General features: G+C 70.6%; 12 protein-coding genes, 2 tRNA genes and 1 pseudogene. 10 read left to right on the top strand and 5 right to left on the bottom strand.

Translation table 11 applies throughout. The features are described 5' to 3' along the window. Positions 1 to 10: 10 nt before the first annotated feature. Positions 11 to 3,436 (bottom strand): NACHT domain-containing protein, encoded by a 3,426-nt coding sequence (locus tag MCBG_RS20965; RefSeq protein ID WP_223201284.1) that lies wholly within the window; start codon positions 3,434 to 3,436, stop codon positions 11 to 13. A gap of 202 nt (positions 3,437 to 3,638) precedes the next feature. On the opposite strand from MCBG_RS20965, the gene MCBG_RS20960 reads away from it, so the two are divergent. The 4 genes from MCBG_RS20960 (at position 3,639) to MCBG_RS20940 (ending at position 7,115) form a co-directional block, all read left to right on the top strand. Further along, positions 3,639 to 4,247: a class I SAM-dependent DNA methyltransferase gene (locus tag MCBG_RS20960; RefSeq protein ID WP_043327796.1), complete on the top strand. Its 609-nt coding sequence runs from the start codon at positions 3,639 to 3,641 to the stop codon at positions 4,245 to 4,247. A 96-nt stretch (positions 4,248 to 4,343) separates the two neighbouring features. Then, positions 4,344 to 4,685, top strand: coding sequence for a DUF1330 domain-containing protein (locus MCBG_RS20955; protein ID WP_030499352.1), 342 nt, complete (start codon positions 4,344 to 4,346; stop codon positions 4,683 to 4,685). Then, entirely contained in the window at positions 4,682 to 5,734 is a 1,053-nt protein-coding gene (locus MCBG_RS20945) for a P1 family peptidase (RefSeq protein WP_223201452.1), read from the top strand. Before MCBG_RS20955 ends, MCBG_RS20945 begins: the two co-directional genes overlap by 4 nt. 88 nt (positions 5,735 to 5,822) lie before the next feature. After that, entirely contained in the window at positions 5,823 to 7,115 is a 1,293-nt protein-coding gene (locus MCBG_RS20940; RefSeq protein ID WP_043327793.1) for a hemolysin family protein, read from the top strand. Positions 7,116 to 7,130: 15 nt separating this feature from the next. Here MCBG_RS20940 and MCBG_RS20935 read toward each other — a convergent pair whose 3' ends face one another. Further along, the gene (locus MCBG_RS20935) at positions 7,131 to 7,508 is read right to left on the bottom strand and encodes a winged helix-turn-helix transcriptional regulator (protein WP_043327792.1); all 378 of its coding nucleotides are present in this window, start codon (positions 7,506 to 7,508) and stop codon (positions 7,131 to 7,133) included. A 79-nt stretch (positions 7,509 to 7,587) separates the two neighbouring features. On the opposite strand from MCBG_RS20935, the gene MCBG_RS20930 reads away from it, so the two are divergent. The 4 genes and pseudogenes from MCBG_RS20930 (at position 7,588) to MCBG_RS20915 (ending at position 10,326) form a co-directional block, all read left to right on the top strand. Further along, complete coding sequence (locus MCBG_RS20930) at positions 7,588 to 7,998, top strand: RidA family protein (protein ID WP_043327791.1); 411 nt, start codon at positions 7,588 to 7,590, stop codon at positions 7,996 to 7,998. Between the two features lie 146 nt (positions 7,999 to 8,144). Then, a pseudogene (locus MCBG_RS20925) lies at positions 8,145 to 8,632 on the top strand (SigE family RNA polymerase sigma factor). Continuing rightward, a complete protein-coding gene (locus MCBG_RS20920; RefSeq protein ID WP_043327790.1) occupies positions 8,625 to 9,323 on the top strand; it encodes a hypothetical protein in 699 nt (232 codons plus the stop codon). The pseudogene MCBG_RS20925 and the gene MCBG_RS20920 overlap by 8 nt, the downstream one beginning before the upstream one ends. A gap of 496 nt (positions 9,324 to 9,819) precedes the next feature. Further along, entirely contained in the window at positions 9,820 to 10,326 is a 507-nt protein-coding gene (locus MCBG_RS20915) for a hypothetical protein (RefSeq protein ID WP_140946535.1), read from the top strand. Between the two features lie 104 nt (positions 10,327 to 10,430). Here MCBG_RS20915 and MCBG_RS20910 read toward each other — a convergent pair whose 3' ends face one another. The 3 genes from MCBG_RS20910 to MCBG_RS20900 form a co-directional block, all read right to left on the bottom strand. Beyond that, positions 10,431 to 11,498 (bottom strand): polysaccharide deacetylase family protein, encoded by a 1,068-nt coding sequence (locus MCBG_RS20910; RefSeq protein ID WP_043327788.1) that lies wholly within the window; start codon positions 11,496 to 11,498, stop codon positions 10,431 to 10,433. A gap of 276 nt (positions 11,499 to 11,774) precedes the next feature. Further along, positions 11,775 to 11,847: transfer RNA gene (locus tag MCBG_RS20905), tRNA-Arg, on the bottom strand. 35 nt (positions 11,848 to 11,882) lie between these two features. After that, positions 11,883 to 11,973: transfer RNA gene (locus MCBG_RS20900), tRNA-Ser, on the bottom strand. 497 nt (positions 11,974 to 12,470) lie between these two features. Between MCBG_RS20900 and MCBG_RS34275 the strand changes: the two genes are divergently transcribed. Further along, positions 12,471 to 13,475: a hypothetical protein gene (locus MCBG_RS34275; RefSeq protein WP_223201283.1), complete on the top strand. Its 1,005-nt coding sequence runs from the start codon at positions 12,471 to 12,473 to the stop codon at positions 13,473 to 13,475. 449 nt (positions 13,476 to 13,924) lie between these two features. Next, positions 13,925 to 14,095 carry a hypothetical protein gene (locus MCBG_RS32595; protein WP_223201282.1) on the top strand — a complete coding sequence of 57 codons (171 nt, stop codon included), beginning with the start codon at positions 13,925 to 13,927 and terminating at the stop codon, positions 14,093 to 14,095. The last annotated feature ends 4 nt before the right edge of the window (positions 14,096 to 14,099 follow it).

Here is a 14,099-nt window from a genome sequence, read left to right as displayed (position 1 = left end):
GGTGGCGTGGTCAGACCGCCTCGGCGGCCGGGACCTGGTCGGGCTGGTCGGTGGGGTCGGTCGCTGCGAGGACGCGCAGCGTGTCGAGGGCGGACACCAGCGAGACCTCGGCCGGCGCCCGGTCGTGCGCCCGCAGGTAGTCCACGAGCAGCCGGCACAGGCTCGCCTCGTCGAGGAACTCGTCCGGCAGCCGGTGCGCCAGCAGCTCGGCCATCGTCCGGGGCGGTATCTTCCGCCAGGCCAGGTCGCCGTACTCGGTCAACGCCATGAGCAGCCACAGCGCGGTGCGGTTGTCGACCCGCGCGGCCGCGAACTGCTCGGCCATCTCGGCCGAGACCACGCCGTCCTCCAGCGGCAGCTCCGCGAGCCGACCCTCGATGTCGGTGAGCACCTCCCGCACCCGGGCCACGTACCGCTGCGGCAGCCGGTCGAGCCCGTGCCGCAGGATGAGCGCGTGCAGGACCGCGTGGTCGTCGGTCGTGCCGAGCGAGTCGACCAGCTCGGGGAACTCGTCGATCAGGTACGGACACGAGATGATCAGCTCCGGCGGCGCTGTCGGTGAGCTGGGCAAGCGGCTCAGCGCCACCCGGGTCAGCCCGCACACCACCTCGCGTGGCAACTGCGCGCCGTCCTCGGCGAGGCATTCCAGCAGGACCGTGGCGCTCGTGCTGGACACCGCCTCCGGGAACTCGACGGCACGCGCCCACAGCCGCCGGTAGCTGCGCTCGTCGTACAGGATCAGCTGGTGCAGTGACGGCACCGGCCAGCGGCGGGTGGCCAGCTCCACCAGGTCGGCGTGGAACCGGCCCGCCTCGAAGCTGGTCGGCGCCTGGCCGCGCCACGTCCGCGCGCCGGCCTGCAACTGGCCGTAGGTGGTGACGTCGCCGAGCAGCCGGGCCTCCTCGGCCGCCACGTTCACCTTCTCCCCCCGCCGTTCCCGCCGCAGCCCGGCGACGATCCGGCCGTCGGCGTCCCGGCGCAGCCAACTGATCATCGCGAGCTGGCCCTTCTCGTCCAGGCCCGCCCGCCACAGCCGCACCGTGGACACCCAGGTCTCGTCGTCCATCAGGTCGCTGTGGCGCACCCCGTCCGGTGACACGAGCGCGGCCAGCGCGACCAGGTTCGCGGTGTACGCGGCGAGCAACCGCACCGGGTCGTACGGCGCGGGCCGGTAGCCGCCCACACCGGCCAGGTTGGTCCGCTGCCGGGCCTCGGCCAGCAGTCCGGCGACCGTCTCCACGATCGCGTCCCGGTCCCGTGGGTGCCGGAAGGCGAGTTCCCGCGCGAAGCCCACCACCGCCTCCCGCTTGACCAGCGGCTGGTGCGAGAGAAGCGCCCGGAACTGACCGGTGTCCAGCTGATAGCCGAACCCGGCCGGGCTGCGGGTGCGCCGCCGCAGCTCGGCCAGACTCCGCAGCGCCCCGATGACGTACTCGGCGATCAGGAAGTCGCCGATGGTGGTGTGCAGGAACTCGTACGTGCGCCGGGCGTCCTCGCCCTGCACGTCGTCCGGGCCGTACACGACGAAGAAGGCGGCGGTGACCAGTTGCTCCGGGCCGAGCACGTCGCCGAGTTCGAACCGGGAGCCGTCGCCGGCCCCGGGCCCGAAACAGTCGAGGTCGGCGCGGAGCGCGGCCCGGTTCACCAGTTCCCGGTTGCGGTTGAACATGGCGAACGCGGTGATCGCGAGATCGCGCCGCAGTTGGTGTTCGCGGGCCTCCCGCTCGTGCGTCGGGAGGGCGGTCGGCGCCTTCTCGCTCACCTGCCGTCTGATGAACGCGGTGAGCAGGCCGGTGAACAGGTCGGACGATGACATGGCGCCGGGACGGCGGTCGGCCCAGTGCTCGTTGTAGTAGATGGCGAGCAGTGTGAGCAGCAAGGGCTGGCGGGCCAGCTCGCCGTGCCACAGCAGCTCGCGGGCGGAGAGCCGACGGTAGCCGGGCCGGTCCTCGTTTGCCGCGTTGACGGCGGCCAACCAGGCCGTCACCTGGGCGTCGGTCAGGTCTTCCAGCCGCACCAGCGCGGTGCCCTGCGGCACGCTGGCGCGGTCCATCACCAGCATCCGGGACGTGATGATCGGGATGACGGAGTAGCCCAGGTCCCACTGGGTCTCCTGGAACTCGGCCACCCGGTCGATGTACTGGGAGTGGGCGGTGCCGGTGACCTGGACGAGTTCGTCGAACCCGTCGAAGATCACCACCACCGTGGTGTGCTCGGTGGCCCGGCGCAGGTCCGCCCAGCGGATGCGCTCGTCCATCACCTGCTCGATCGCTGCTTCGATCTGCTCGGTCGGCGACGAGTCCCCGGACATCCGGCGCAGCGGCACCACTATCGCGGTGAACCGGCTCGCCGGCAGCCGGGCCGCGATGACCCGGGTCAGCAACGTCTTGCCGGCGCCCGGCTGACCGAGGAGCAGCAGCGGACGGTGCAGGCTCGCCGGATCGGTCAGGTATTCGGAGAGGAAACCGACCAGGTCGCCCCGGCGCGGCTGGTCGTCCCACCAGGCATCACGCTCCGGGGACGTGTGCTTGCCGTACTCGGCGGCCCGGAAGTCCGGGCTGATGAACCCCTCCTCCACCGTGGGCAGACGCAGGTGGAAGTCGACGTCCTTGATCCGCAGCAGCGGCTGCCGGAACACCGCGGCCAGCGAGCCGGTGAGCCGGTCGAGCGACTCCCGGAGCAGGTCGGGGCGGTCGGCCGGGGCCGGGCCGGACAGCTCGGCGAGATTGCGGTACAGCTGCGCCAGCGCGTCCAGCCGGGCCGAGACCTCGGTGGTCAGGTTCCGGTTGTCGATCAGGTTGTGCTCGATCGCCTGCCGGAGCATCCGGAACCCGAACTCGGGGAGGTCCGCGGCGAGCCGGTCGAAACGGTCCTCGTAGTGCCACATGGCCCGGCCCACCACCCGGGACCGCAGCGACGTGAGGTCGAGCCCACGCCGCACCGACGGCCAGGCGGCGAGGCCCTCGCAGAACGCGATGGTGGCGTCGTACAGCTTGACGTAGGCGGCCTCGACGTCGCGCCGGGTGTCGTCCATGCCGTGGACCGAGGACGGCAGCGGGAAGTATCCGCCGTCGATCTCCTTCGGCAGCGTGTGCTGGCGACGGTCGGCCGCCACCATGCCCACCTTTTCGGCGTCGGTCAGCTCCAGCCGGTCGAAACCCGGCCCGACCTCGTCGCGGAAACCGTCGAAGAACGCGGAGAGCGCCAGCACGGTATGGCTGGCCTCCAGCAGCTTGTAATACGATTTTCCGCCGGTCGTGCGGATGCGGCCGGCCTGGTTTCCGGTGGCGTCCCGGACGAGTTGCATGAGCGCGTTCTTCGGGCCGAGCAGAGCGAGCGCCGCGCCCTGGGTGAGCGCCCCGGCGCCGAGGATCCCCGCGCTGACGACCTTGTCGGTCTCGGTGATGCGCGTGCTGCCCGGGGCCAGCAGCTTCAACGCATCTCGATAGCTGAGGCTCGAACGGCGCGGCATGCCGCCCCTTCCGCTGCTGGCGATCGGGATTCTTCAAGGATAGAAACTTCAGTGACGGAAAGCTATCGATTCCGCACCGGGCGGCTGCTTTGCGACGACTTTTCCATTCATTCATCTCATTCATCTGCTAAATGCGGCCAAGGCGTCGGCCCCCTATGGTCGAGCGGTGGACGACACACGGGTACGGCAGGCGTACGGGGCGGTCGCGGAGCTCTACATCGAACTGTTCGGCAGCACCGCCGCGGTGCACCCGGACGACCTCGCCCTCATCGGGCGGCACCTGGCCGGCCGGACCGGCCCGGTGCTCGACCTCGGGTGCGGACCGGGGCACCTCACCGACCACCTCCGGTCGCGGGGCGTCGACGCCACCGGGATCGACATGGTTCCCGAGTTCGTCGCGCACGCGCGGGCCACCCATCCGGGCGGCGCGTACCGGCTCGGGTCGCTGGACGACCTCGCCGTCCCGGACCACTCCGTCGACGGCATCCTCGCCTGGTACTCGCTGATCCACCTCCCGCCACCGGATCTCGACGGCGTGCTGGCCGGGTTCCGGCGCGCGATCGTGCCCGGTGGACCGCTCGTGGTCGGCATCTTCGTCGGTGACGAAGTGAGCGCCTTCGACCACAAGGTCGCCACCGCGTACCGCTGGCCGGTGGACGAGTTCTCCGCGCGGCTGCGGCGGGCCGGGTTCACCGAGGTCGAGCGCCTGACGCGCCAGGACGACGAGGCCCACCGGCCGCACGCCGCCGTCGCGGCCGTGGCGTCCGGTGCCTGAGCGCGCGCCGTCGTCGGCGCCGGGAAAATGGGCGCGAACGTCTGCCGTCCGCTGTGTCAGGATCGGCGTTCGGAGTTCGACGGCCGGAAGGACACCATGCCCGCGTACGCCATCGCCCACCTCCAGGACGCCGCCCCGCACCCGGACATCGCCGAGTACATCGAGCGCCTCCCGGCCACCCTCGCCCCGTACGGCGGCCGGTTCCTCGTGCACGCCACGCCGCACGAGGTGAAGGAGGGCGCCTGGCCCGGCGCGGTCGTGATGCTCGGCTTCCCGGGCATCGCCGAGGCGCGCGCGTGGTGGGACTCGCCCGCGTACCAGGAGATCGCGCCCCTGCGCTCCCGGCACATCGAGGGCGACATCATCCTGGTCGAGGGCGTCCCCGACGACTACTCACCGACCGGCATCGTGCAGGCGATCCGGGCGGCGCTGCCCTGAGCCGGACCGGCCGGCGCGCCCGTGACCTCGGCGTCGTCGTCGGAACGCTGCCCACCGGACGCCACAACGCGATCACCGACGTCCCCGGCGTCCTGGTGGGGCACACCACCGTGGACGACGGCGGCGACCTGCACACCGGCGTCACAGCGATCGTGCCGAGCGGGCTCGGCCCCGGACGGTGGACTCTGCCGGCGGCGGTGTTCTCCGGCAACGGGCACGGGAAACTCGTCGGCTCGACCCAGGTGGACGAACTCGGCGTACTGGAATCCCCGGTCGTGCTGACCGCGACGCTGTCGGTGTTCCGGGCGGCGGACGCGCTGCTCGGCTGGTTGATGGAGCGCCGGCCGGACGGGGTGTCGTTCAACCCCCTGGTCGGCGAGACGAACGACGGGCACCTGTCCGACATCCGCCGCCGCCCGATCACCGAGGACCACGTCCTGGCCGCCATCGCTCAGGCGACCGACGGGCCGCCCGCCGAGGGCTGCGTCGGTGCCGGCGCCGGCACCACCGCGCTGGGCTTCAAGGGCGGCATCGGCACCTCGTCCCGGACCGTGCGGGCCGCCGGCCGTACGGGGACTGTCGGCGCGCTGGTCCAGTCCAACTTCGGCGGCGTCCTCAGAGTGCTCGGCGTGCCGATGCCGGCCGAAGAACTGGTCCCCGCCGCCGACCGGGCCGAGCCGCCCGGCAACTCGTGCATGATCGTGGTGGCCACCGACGTACCGCTGGACGCGCGCCAGCTCGGGCGGGTCGCCCGCCGGGCGGTGTTCGCCATGGCCCGGGTCGGCGCGTCCTTCAGCGGCACCAGCGGCGACTACGCGATCGGGTTCACCACGTCGGATCAGCAGCCGATCCCGGACGGGGAGATCGACCCGGTGTTCGCGGCCGTGCTGGACGCGGTCGAGGAGGCGCTGCTGAACTCGCTGTTCACCGCGGTCACCACCACGGGCGTGGGTGGCCGTACCAGTCACGCGGTTCCGCACCGGGCCGTGCTCGAGCGGCTGACGGCGGCTGGCCGGCTGATTCCGGAATCACCGGCGGAAACGCGCTGATTGCTCGCAACCCGGCCCGCCCCGCCCAGCCGCGGTGGCTACGGTTGACGCTGCCGGAGGGTCCGGCCGAGGAGGCGTCGAACTGGCCGTGGACGGCTATGGCGTGCAGGTCACGCTCGTGTTCGTGTTGGTGTTGGTGAACGCGGTGTTCGCGGGCAGCGAGATGGCGTTGGTGTCGCTGCGGGAGAGCCAACTGCAGCGCCTGGAGCGGACCTCCCGGGGCGGCCGGGTGCTGGAGAAGCTGGCGCGGGATCCGAACCGCTTCCTGGCCACCATTCAGATCGGCATCACGCTGGCCGGTTTCCTCGCCTCGGCCGCCGCCGCGGTGTCCCTCGCGGCGCCGCTGGTGAGCCCGCTGGGATTCCTCGGGTCGGCCGCCGAGCCGGTCTCGGTCGTCGTCGTCACCATCATCCTGACCTTCGTCACGCTGGTGCTCGGCGAGCTGGCGCCGAAGCGGATCACGATGCAGCGTGCCGAGGGCTGGGCGCTGCTGGTGGCCCGCCCGATCGACGCGCTGTCGACGTTCTCCCGCCCGGCGGTGTGGCTCCTGAGCAGGTCGAGCGACGCCGTCGTACGCCTGGCCGGCGGCGACCCCCGGGCGCGCCGGGAGGAGGTCACCACCGAGGAGCTGCGGGACATGGTCGCCGCGCAGCGCAACCTCACCCCGGAGCACCGCACGATCATCTCGGGCGCGTTCGAGGTGGCCGAGCGGATCCTGCGGGAGATCCTCGTCCCGCGCCGCGACGTCGTCACGTTGTCGGCGGATCTGTCCGCGCCGCAGGCGCTGCGCGAGCTGGGCAGGTCGGGGCAGACACGCGCCCCGGTCGTGGGTCGCGGCGGACTGGACGACACCGTCGGCGTGGTGCACATGCGGGACCTGCTCGACCAGGAAGGGCCGGTCGCCGACCACGCCAGCCCGGCGGTGTACCTGCCGGAGACGCTGAAGGTGACCGAGGCGATCCGGGAGCTGCGCGCCCAACGGCAGCAGTTCGCGCTCGTGGTCGACGAGCGCGGGTCCATCGACGGCATCGTCACGATGGAGGACCTGGTCGAGGAGATCGTCGGGGAGATCTACGACGAGACCGACAGGGACGTGCAGGCCGTCGTACGGGAGGCGGACGGCGCGCTGCTGATGCCCGGCGGGTTCCCGCTGCACGACCTGGTCGACGTGGGCATCGACCTCGACGAGGCCACCCTCGAAGCCGGGGACTACACGACGGTGGCCGGCCTGGTCCTGGCGCATCTCGGCCACATCCCGAAGGCCCCCGGCGAGACGGTCGAGCTGCCCGGCCTGAGCGCCGAGGTGGCGGAGGTGACGGGCCGGGCCATCACCCGGGTACGCCTGCGGACGACGCCGACGCGCGACGAGCCGGACTCCTGAGTCCGGCCGTACTCGTCACCCCAGCTCGGCGTCGAAGCTCCGGCGGGCCTGCTCGATCTGGGGCAGGTACGCGTCGGCCCAGTCGAGCAGGACGTCGATCGGCGCACGCAGGGTCTTGCCCAGCCGCGTGATCCGGTACTCGACCGCGACCGGCCGGGTCGCCACCACGTGGCGTTCGACGATGCCGTTGCGTTCGAGCCGTCGCAGCGTCGCCGTGAGCGACTTCTGTGTCACCGCCGGGATCGCGCGGCGCAGCTCGTTGAAGCGACAAGGGCGTTCGCACAGCTCGTTGAGGACGCTCAGCGACCACTTGTCCAGCACCTGATCGAGCAGCTCGCGGTGCGGGGCGTCGATGCGCAGCTCGTCGGCGCGGGCGCCTGCGGTATCGCCCATGAAACCAGGTCTCCTTGAAGTGTCCTTCGTCAACTAGGTATCAATGGTAAACCACCTAGGTCCCCATGGAGGAGACACGATGTCCGTCACCCGCTTCAGCCCTGCCGGTCTTCAGCCGCACACGCCGTACCACCACGTGGCGGTGGGCACCGGCGCCCGTCACATCCACGTCAGCGGCCAGGTCGCGCGACTGGGCGACGGCACCCCTGTCGCACCGGGCGACCTCGGTGGGCAGGTCGCGCAGGTGCTGCGCAACACCGGGCGCGCCCTCGCCGGCGCGGACGCCTCGTTCCAGGACGTGGTCCGGCTGACCTTCTACGTCACCGATTGGACGCCGGACAAGATCGGGCCGTTCATGGCCGGCATCGAGTCGGTCGCCGAGGAACTCGGGCTGCCCCAGCCGCTTCCGCCGGCGTCGCTGATCGGCGTCGAGTCCCTCTTCGAGCCCGACGTGCTCGTGGAGCTGGAGGCGACCGCCGTCGCGGAGTGAGATGGGGCAGGCAGCATCACCGGACAGCGACCCGGGGCCGCGGTCGGCGGATTTCCGCCGGCCGCGGGTTGCCGCGTGGTCGAGGGGATCGGTGAAACTTGATGGACGCCCGCAACGTTGCGATCAGGCCGCGCGTGTAGTCGCCGATGAGGGACTTCGACGACTTTTACGCGGCGAGCTACGCGGACCTGACGGTGCAGGTGTACGCCTACTTCGGCGACCTGCACGAGGCCCAGGACGTCGTTCAGGAGGCGTTCTGCCGGGCGCTCGCCCGATGGCGGCAGGTCTCCGGCTACGACGACCCGCCGCCTGGGTCCGGCGGGTCGCCTGGAACCTCGCGACCAGCCGCTGGCGGAGACTGCGCGTGATGCGGGCGTTTCACCGACGCCAGCACGGCGAGCCGGTCGTCGCGGGACCGGAACCGGACCACGTCGCGCTGGTCGAGGCCCTGGCCTCGCTGCCCGCCGCGCAGCGGCGGGCAATGGTGCTGCGCTATCTCGCCGACCTGCCGGTCGCGGAGATCGCCGACCGCGAGGGGGTGCCCGAAGGCACCGTCAGGTCATGGCTGCATCGCGGTCGGGCCACGCTCGCCGCCCGGCTCGGCCCCGAACACATGGAGAAGTCGCATGCCTGAGGACATCACCGAGGAGCAGACCCGGAACGCTTTCGCCCTCATGCGCGCGGAGACTCTGACACACATCCGCCCACCGGGAACCGCGGCGGCGCAGCGGACCGTACGGAACCGGCGCCGCACCGGAATCGCCGCCCTCGCCGCCGGCGTCGGGATCGTGGTGGCGGGTGGCTTCGCCGTGACCCACCTGGCCACCAGCGAGCGATCCGCCACCCCGCCTGCGGCACCGAGCCCGTCGCCGTCCCCGTCGGAACTGCCCGCCGAACAACTCGACCGCATGGCCGCCACAGCAGCCGCCGCGCTCGGGATCACCTCCGTGGACAACAAGCAGCGCAGACGTGAGGGCAAAGGGCCCATCCTCATGATCGGCTCCGAGCCCGCCCGGCGCGGCGGCATCAGTGGCACCGGGTACAACGAGAACAAGACCGGCGTCTACGTGCTCGACGTCCTGTGCGTCGGGGAAGGGACGCTCCGGACGCGGTTCTGGGCCGCGACCTCGGGGGCGGACGAGGCCGGGAATCCGGCCCCCATCCCTCCCGACGCCGCCGAGGCGCAGGTGCCCTGCAGTGACGAGCCGGAGCGCGTAAGCCTCAGCGTGCGCGCGCCCTGGCCCAAGAAGGTCTACGTCTCGATCGAGCCGGACCAGGCGGCCGAAGGGCGCGCCGCCCACGCGTCACTCGTCCGCGTGCCGTAGCGCCGCCCGGGCCGCTCCCGCGTCTCGTCGGCGGCCGCGTCGCCCGGTTCCGCTCGTCCAGCGTCGCCGTCGCCGGCTCGGGTACGAGCGGCTACGAGCGCGCTTGGGTGAGGCCTGCGACTTCCGCGTCCATCGTCATCCGCGTATCCATGGAACCAGTCCCGCCCTCGGGTAGATCCACCACCACAGGAGGCACGCGGGTGGCCAGTAGGTCACGGCGGCGACGGCGAGATACCAGGGACGCCATCCGTCGAGCAATCCGCGGTAGTCGTGGGCATCAGCCCAGCCGTACACGGCCCAACTCCACAGCGCATAGCCGGCAAGGAGGGCGAGAGACCAGCCGACCCGAGCTGTTCTCCCGGGCCTCCGCCCGCGTCGGCGGAACAGCGCCTCTCGCGCACGCCAGGCCACGCGTACATCATGATCCTGCCTTGCCAAGGTCACGACCTGTTGGGGAGTTGAGACCGTGATCCGGCGGAACGACCCGCTCGCTCTGATGACGATCGTCATGTGCACGGCGGCCGGCGCTTTCGGCCTCGTAACGCCCTCCCGCATCGTCGACACCCAGCAGTTGCTGCTGATGGTTCTCACGCCACTCGGCACGTGCGTACTGCTCATGTACCTCGCGGGGCCGGCTGCCTTCGTGGCGGTGACCCGCACGCATGTCGTCGTGGGCAACCCGCTCGTCAGATACAGCGTTCCACGGTCACTGGTCGACGGAGTACGGCTCGACGGGTTCGACATCGAGCTGCGAGTCTCCGGGCACCCGCCTGTTCCGATTGCCGCCCTGACCCCCAGCGTGGGTGGCCATCACCGGGTGCGTCCGGGCGGGTACCAGACGCGCTTGAACAAGATCGCGGCGCTCCTGGACCACACGCCGGCGACGCCCGTAGCCGGCACGATGGTGCGCCGCTACCGGTATGCGCACCTCGGTCTCTTGACGGTGGACGTGCTGGCTCTGGTCGGAATGGTGCTTCACATCAGAACCGAAACGCTCGCGTAGAAGCGAACCGTGCCCCTACGGTCCAGGGTCAGCTGGACCGTAGGGGCACCTGGTCGACCACGCTCACCCGAGCCGTTTCCGGTGACCTGGGTGGGCCACCGGGATCAGCCCGCGGTGCAGGAACGGATCTGCGGTCTGGCGCCGCTGTTGCCGTTCATCATCGTGGTGAAGCCGAAGGTGTTGCCGCTGCCGTTGGACCGCATCGTCATCACGTAACCGGTGCTGTCCCAACTGGGGGAGCCGTTCCAGGTAGTGGAGACCCGCTGCGGCGGGGTCAGAGCCACGACCACGGTCCAGTTGCTGGCCCCCTGAACCGTCACCGAGGTGTTGTACCGGTCACCCCAGACGTTGGGGGTCGTCGCCGTCGCTGTGCATCCGCCGCTGGGAGGCGGAGTGGTCGGCGGCGGAGTGGTCGGCGTGCCGGTCGGCGGCGGAGTGGTCGGCGGCGGAGTTCCGTCCGGGGCCACCGCTCGGCCGGTGCTCGGTGAGATCATGCCCGGGCAGAGGTTGCGGCTGGTCAGGTTGGCCATGATCTGCGGAATCGCGTCGCGGGTGTTCTGAATGCCGTCGTGCATCAGGATCACCTGGCCGTCCTGAAGACGGCTGGCGTTGGAGACGATCTGGCTGACGCTGGCGCCGTTCCAGTCCTGGGAGTCGACGTCCCAGATCACCTGGCGCAGGCCGAGCGACGAGGCGACCGACTGGAGGGTCGAGTTCGTCTCCCCGTAGGGCGGGCGGAACAACTGCGGCCGGACGCCGGTCGCCGCCTGGATCGCCGAGTTGGTCTGGGAGAGGTCCGACTGCATCTGGCTCTGGTTCATCGAGGTCATGTGCGCGTGGTTCCAACTGTGGTTGGCCACCCACATGCCCGCGTCGACCTGGGCCCGCGCGGCGGACTGGTTGTTCTGCACGTTCTGGCCGACGTTGAACATGGTCGCCCGTACGCCGTTCGCGCGCAGCACGGACAGCAGCGCGCTGGTGCTGCCGGTCGGCCCGTCGTCGAAGGTGAGGCCGACGTAGCCGTTGCAGGTGGCGGCGCTGGACGGAGTGGCGGCGACCGCAAGGCCGGCGGCGCCCAGCGCCACAGTGGAGGCGAGCACTGCCAACCGGAAGGTGAGACGCGATTTTCGGGGAGTGGACGGGCGGCGGGAGCCGCGGATGCTGGCGTACATGCGCAGGTCCTCCTTGGGACGAGTGACACCTGACGACGCATGGCTTCAATCGACGCATGCTGATGTCGCAGTGTTCGGAGTATTGCAGCGGCGTTTCGAACAGGTCAATGATTTTCCGGAAGTTTTCCGGAAGGATCGGCTCCCAGTCAGTCGCTGCGCATCCGGACCCATCAGTCGCCATCGCTCGGTGGCTGGGCGACGCGAGGCGGCATGACCGCCGGTGGAGCGCACGAAAAAGGGCCGCCCCGGTTTCCCGAAGCGGCCCCTCAACTGCTGTGCGCCCGAAGGGACTCGAACCCCTAACCTTCTGATCCGTAGTCAGATGCTCTATCCGTTGAGCTACGGGCGCTTGTGCTCGGCCAGTCTACACAACCGGCTTTCGCGCGGAGACTCCGGGATTCGAACCCGGGAGGGGCTTTAAGACCCCAACCGCATTAGCAGTGCGGCGCCATAGACCAGACTAGGCGAAGTCTCCCTGGTGACCCTGAGGTCACCGCGCCCGAGGATACAGGCCCGCACCCGCCCGGGGCAAAGCGGATGCCGGGACCGGCCCTCACGACCGCGTTTCCGTCGTGTGCCAGATCACGTCCACGGCTACGCTCCATCGATATGCAGGAGCAGCCGCCGAGCGATCCGCCCCGTCGCGAGCCTGCCGCGAAGGCCCGGCGGACCCGCTCCCCCCGACCCACGTTCAGCCCGCCACCCACGCCGGAGCCTCCCGCCGGGAGCGCGACGAGCGACACACCGCCACCCCGGCGTCCGCGCCGGGCCGCGCCGACTGTCGTCTTCCAGCCGCCGACGGCGGCCGACGCCACAGCGCCGGCACCGCGACCACGCCCGGCCGCCGAGCCTTCGACAAACGATCCGGGTACGCCTGCCGCCGCGCAGCCCGACCCCGTGCCCGCGGAGGCCGAAGCGAGTACACCTTCCGCCAAGCCGATCGCGCGAACACGCCGTCCGGCCAAGGAGTCGGTGCCGACCGAGCCGCCGAGCGAGGACGAGACGCCGAAGCGGACCCGCCGTGCGCCCGCCGCGAAGAAGGCCGTCCCGAAGAAGGCCGCTCCCCCGGTCAAGAAGGCCGCTCCCGCCGTCAAGAAGGCAACCCGGACCGCCAAGAGCGCCAAGACCCCCACGACCACGGAGGCCTCGACGGCGGCCACGGACGCCACCGCCGTCACGGCGACCCCTCCGGCACCGGAGACACCCCCGTCAGCGGTCGACCCCGCCGAGCCCGCAGCCGCAGCCGGCGATCAAGCCCTGGCCGTCGATCAACCCGCCGTCAACGAGAGTCGCAAGACCGAACCGCCCGCCCTGGACTCGTCGATAGAAGAGCAGCCGTACGACAAGACCGAGACCCTGTCGGTCACCGTCGACGGCCGGCACCCTGCGCGTACCCAGGAAAAGGGCTGGCGGGCGGTGGGGCCGCAACTGCGCGACCACCCCGGGTTCGCGCCGGAGCTGCTGGCGCTGGCGGCGGTGGACGCGCTCGGGCCGCGCGCCCGGGACTGGGTCGCGCAGGTCCGGCGGGCCTACCCGGAGGCGGACGCCGACGGGGTGGCCCGGCTGGCGACGCGGCGGTTCGTCCGGATGGCCGGTACGGGTGGGGCGCTGGCGGCCGGCGCCGGGATGTTCGCGCCGGTCGCGGAGCTGGCAGCGGTGCTGTGGACGCAGGCGAACCTGGTGCTGCACCTGGCCGCCGCGTACGGGCGGGATCCGGCGCATCCGGATCGGGCGGCCGAGCTGCTGGCATCGTACCCTACCTCGGAACGCGAGCTACGTCTACCTCATCCTGAACAGGTCGAAGAAATGGAGCTATTTTTAGAAGGAATGAATACACCGACACCTAAAGAGTACTCGCTTGAGGGACATCGTCAAGCTCGTCAGGCGTGGATCCACATGTACGGGACGTTGCGGTGGTGGCGGTCATATAACGCATACAGATCTAAATCTTCCCTACGTCGGAGATTGAAAAGATAGATTCCCAACCTTAATCCGGGGCTCTCCGGCGGCCCCAGACATTGGATGAATACCTCGATTTACTCGAGCACGAGGAAGGTTCATGTCTATCTGGGGATCTAGTTGACAGCTTGAGTGCCAAGAAGGAATGTATGGCCTATGGAGCACGCGTTACTCTCAGGACCCGACAGGTAAATGTGCCCAGGCAAGTAATTATCGTACCGACCACCCAGGGGCGATCACTTCGTAACCAACATTGAGGCAAACGATCCATCTCCGGTAAAACCTCAGCCCGGTCAGTGAACTCGGCCGAGGATAATGATGCACCGCCGAAGGATATAGTTGCTACTTTTGATCTTTCATCTGCCGCTCTCTGTTACAAGTAAAGGGTTAATGTTCCCCCCCTCCTTGATCGGGCGGCGCGCCGACGAGCCGGCGGACGGGCCGTGGGGGCGGGTGGCGGAGGCGGCGTGGCGGCTGGCGACGCCGGTGGCGGGCAGGCGGGCGGGTGGCTCGGGCTGCGGCTGGCCGCCCGGCGCCTGCCGGGTGCGGCGGCGTTGGCGGCGGCGATCGGCGGTACGGCGACGGCCGAGCGGGTGGCCGCGCGGGCGGTCGCCCGGTACCGGCCCGGCCGTACCTGATCGA

It is taken from the genome of Micromonospora sp. M42, from assembly GCF_000568915.1.
Lineage (GTDB): Bacteria > Actinomycetota > Actinomycetes > Mycobacteriales > Micromonosporaceae > Micromonospora > Micromonospora chalcea.
This window is presented reverse-complemented; position numbering and strand designations above follow the sequence as displayed.

Coding starts and splice junctions, on each gene's coding strand:
- MCBG_RS20930 (WP_043327791.1), top strand. CDS start 7,588: ATGTCCGTCACCCGCTTCAGCCCTGCCGGTCTTCAGCCGCACACGCCG.
- MCBG_RS20920 (WP_043327790.1), top strand. CDS start 8,625: ATGCCTGAGGACATCACCGAGGAGCAGACCCGGAACGCTTTCGCCCTC.
- MCBG_RS20935 (WP_043327792.1), bottom strand. CDS start 7,508: ATGGGCGATACCGCAGGCGCCCGCGCCGACGAGCTGCGCATCGACGCC.
- MCBG_RS20915 (WP_140946535.1), top strand. CDS start 9,820: ATGACGATCGTCATGTGCACGGCGGCCGGCGCTTTCGGCCTCGTAACG.
- MCBG_RS20910 (WP_043327788.1), bottom strand. CDS start 11,498: ATGTACGCCAGCATCCGCGGCTCCCGCCGCCCGTCCACTCCCCGAAAA.
- MCBG_RS20955 (WP_030499352.1), top strand. CDS start 4,344: ATGCCCGCGTACGCCATCGCCCACCTCCAGGACGCCGCCCCGCACCCG.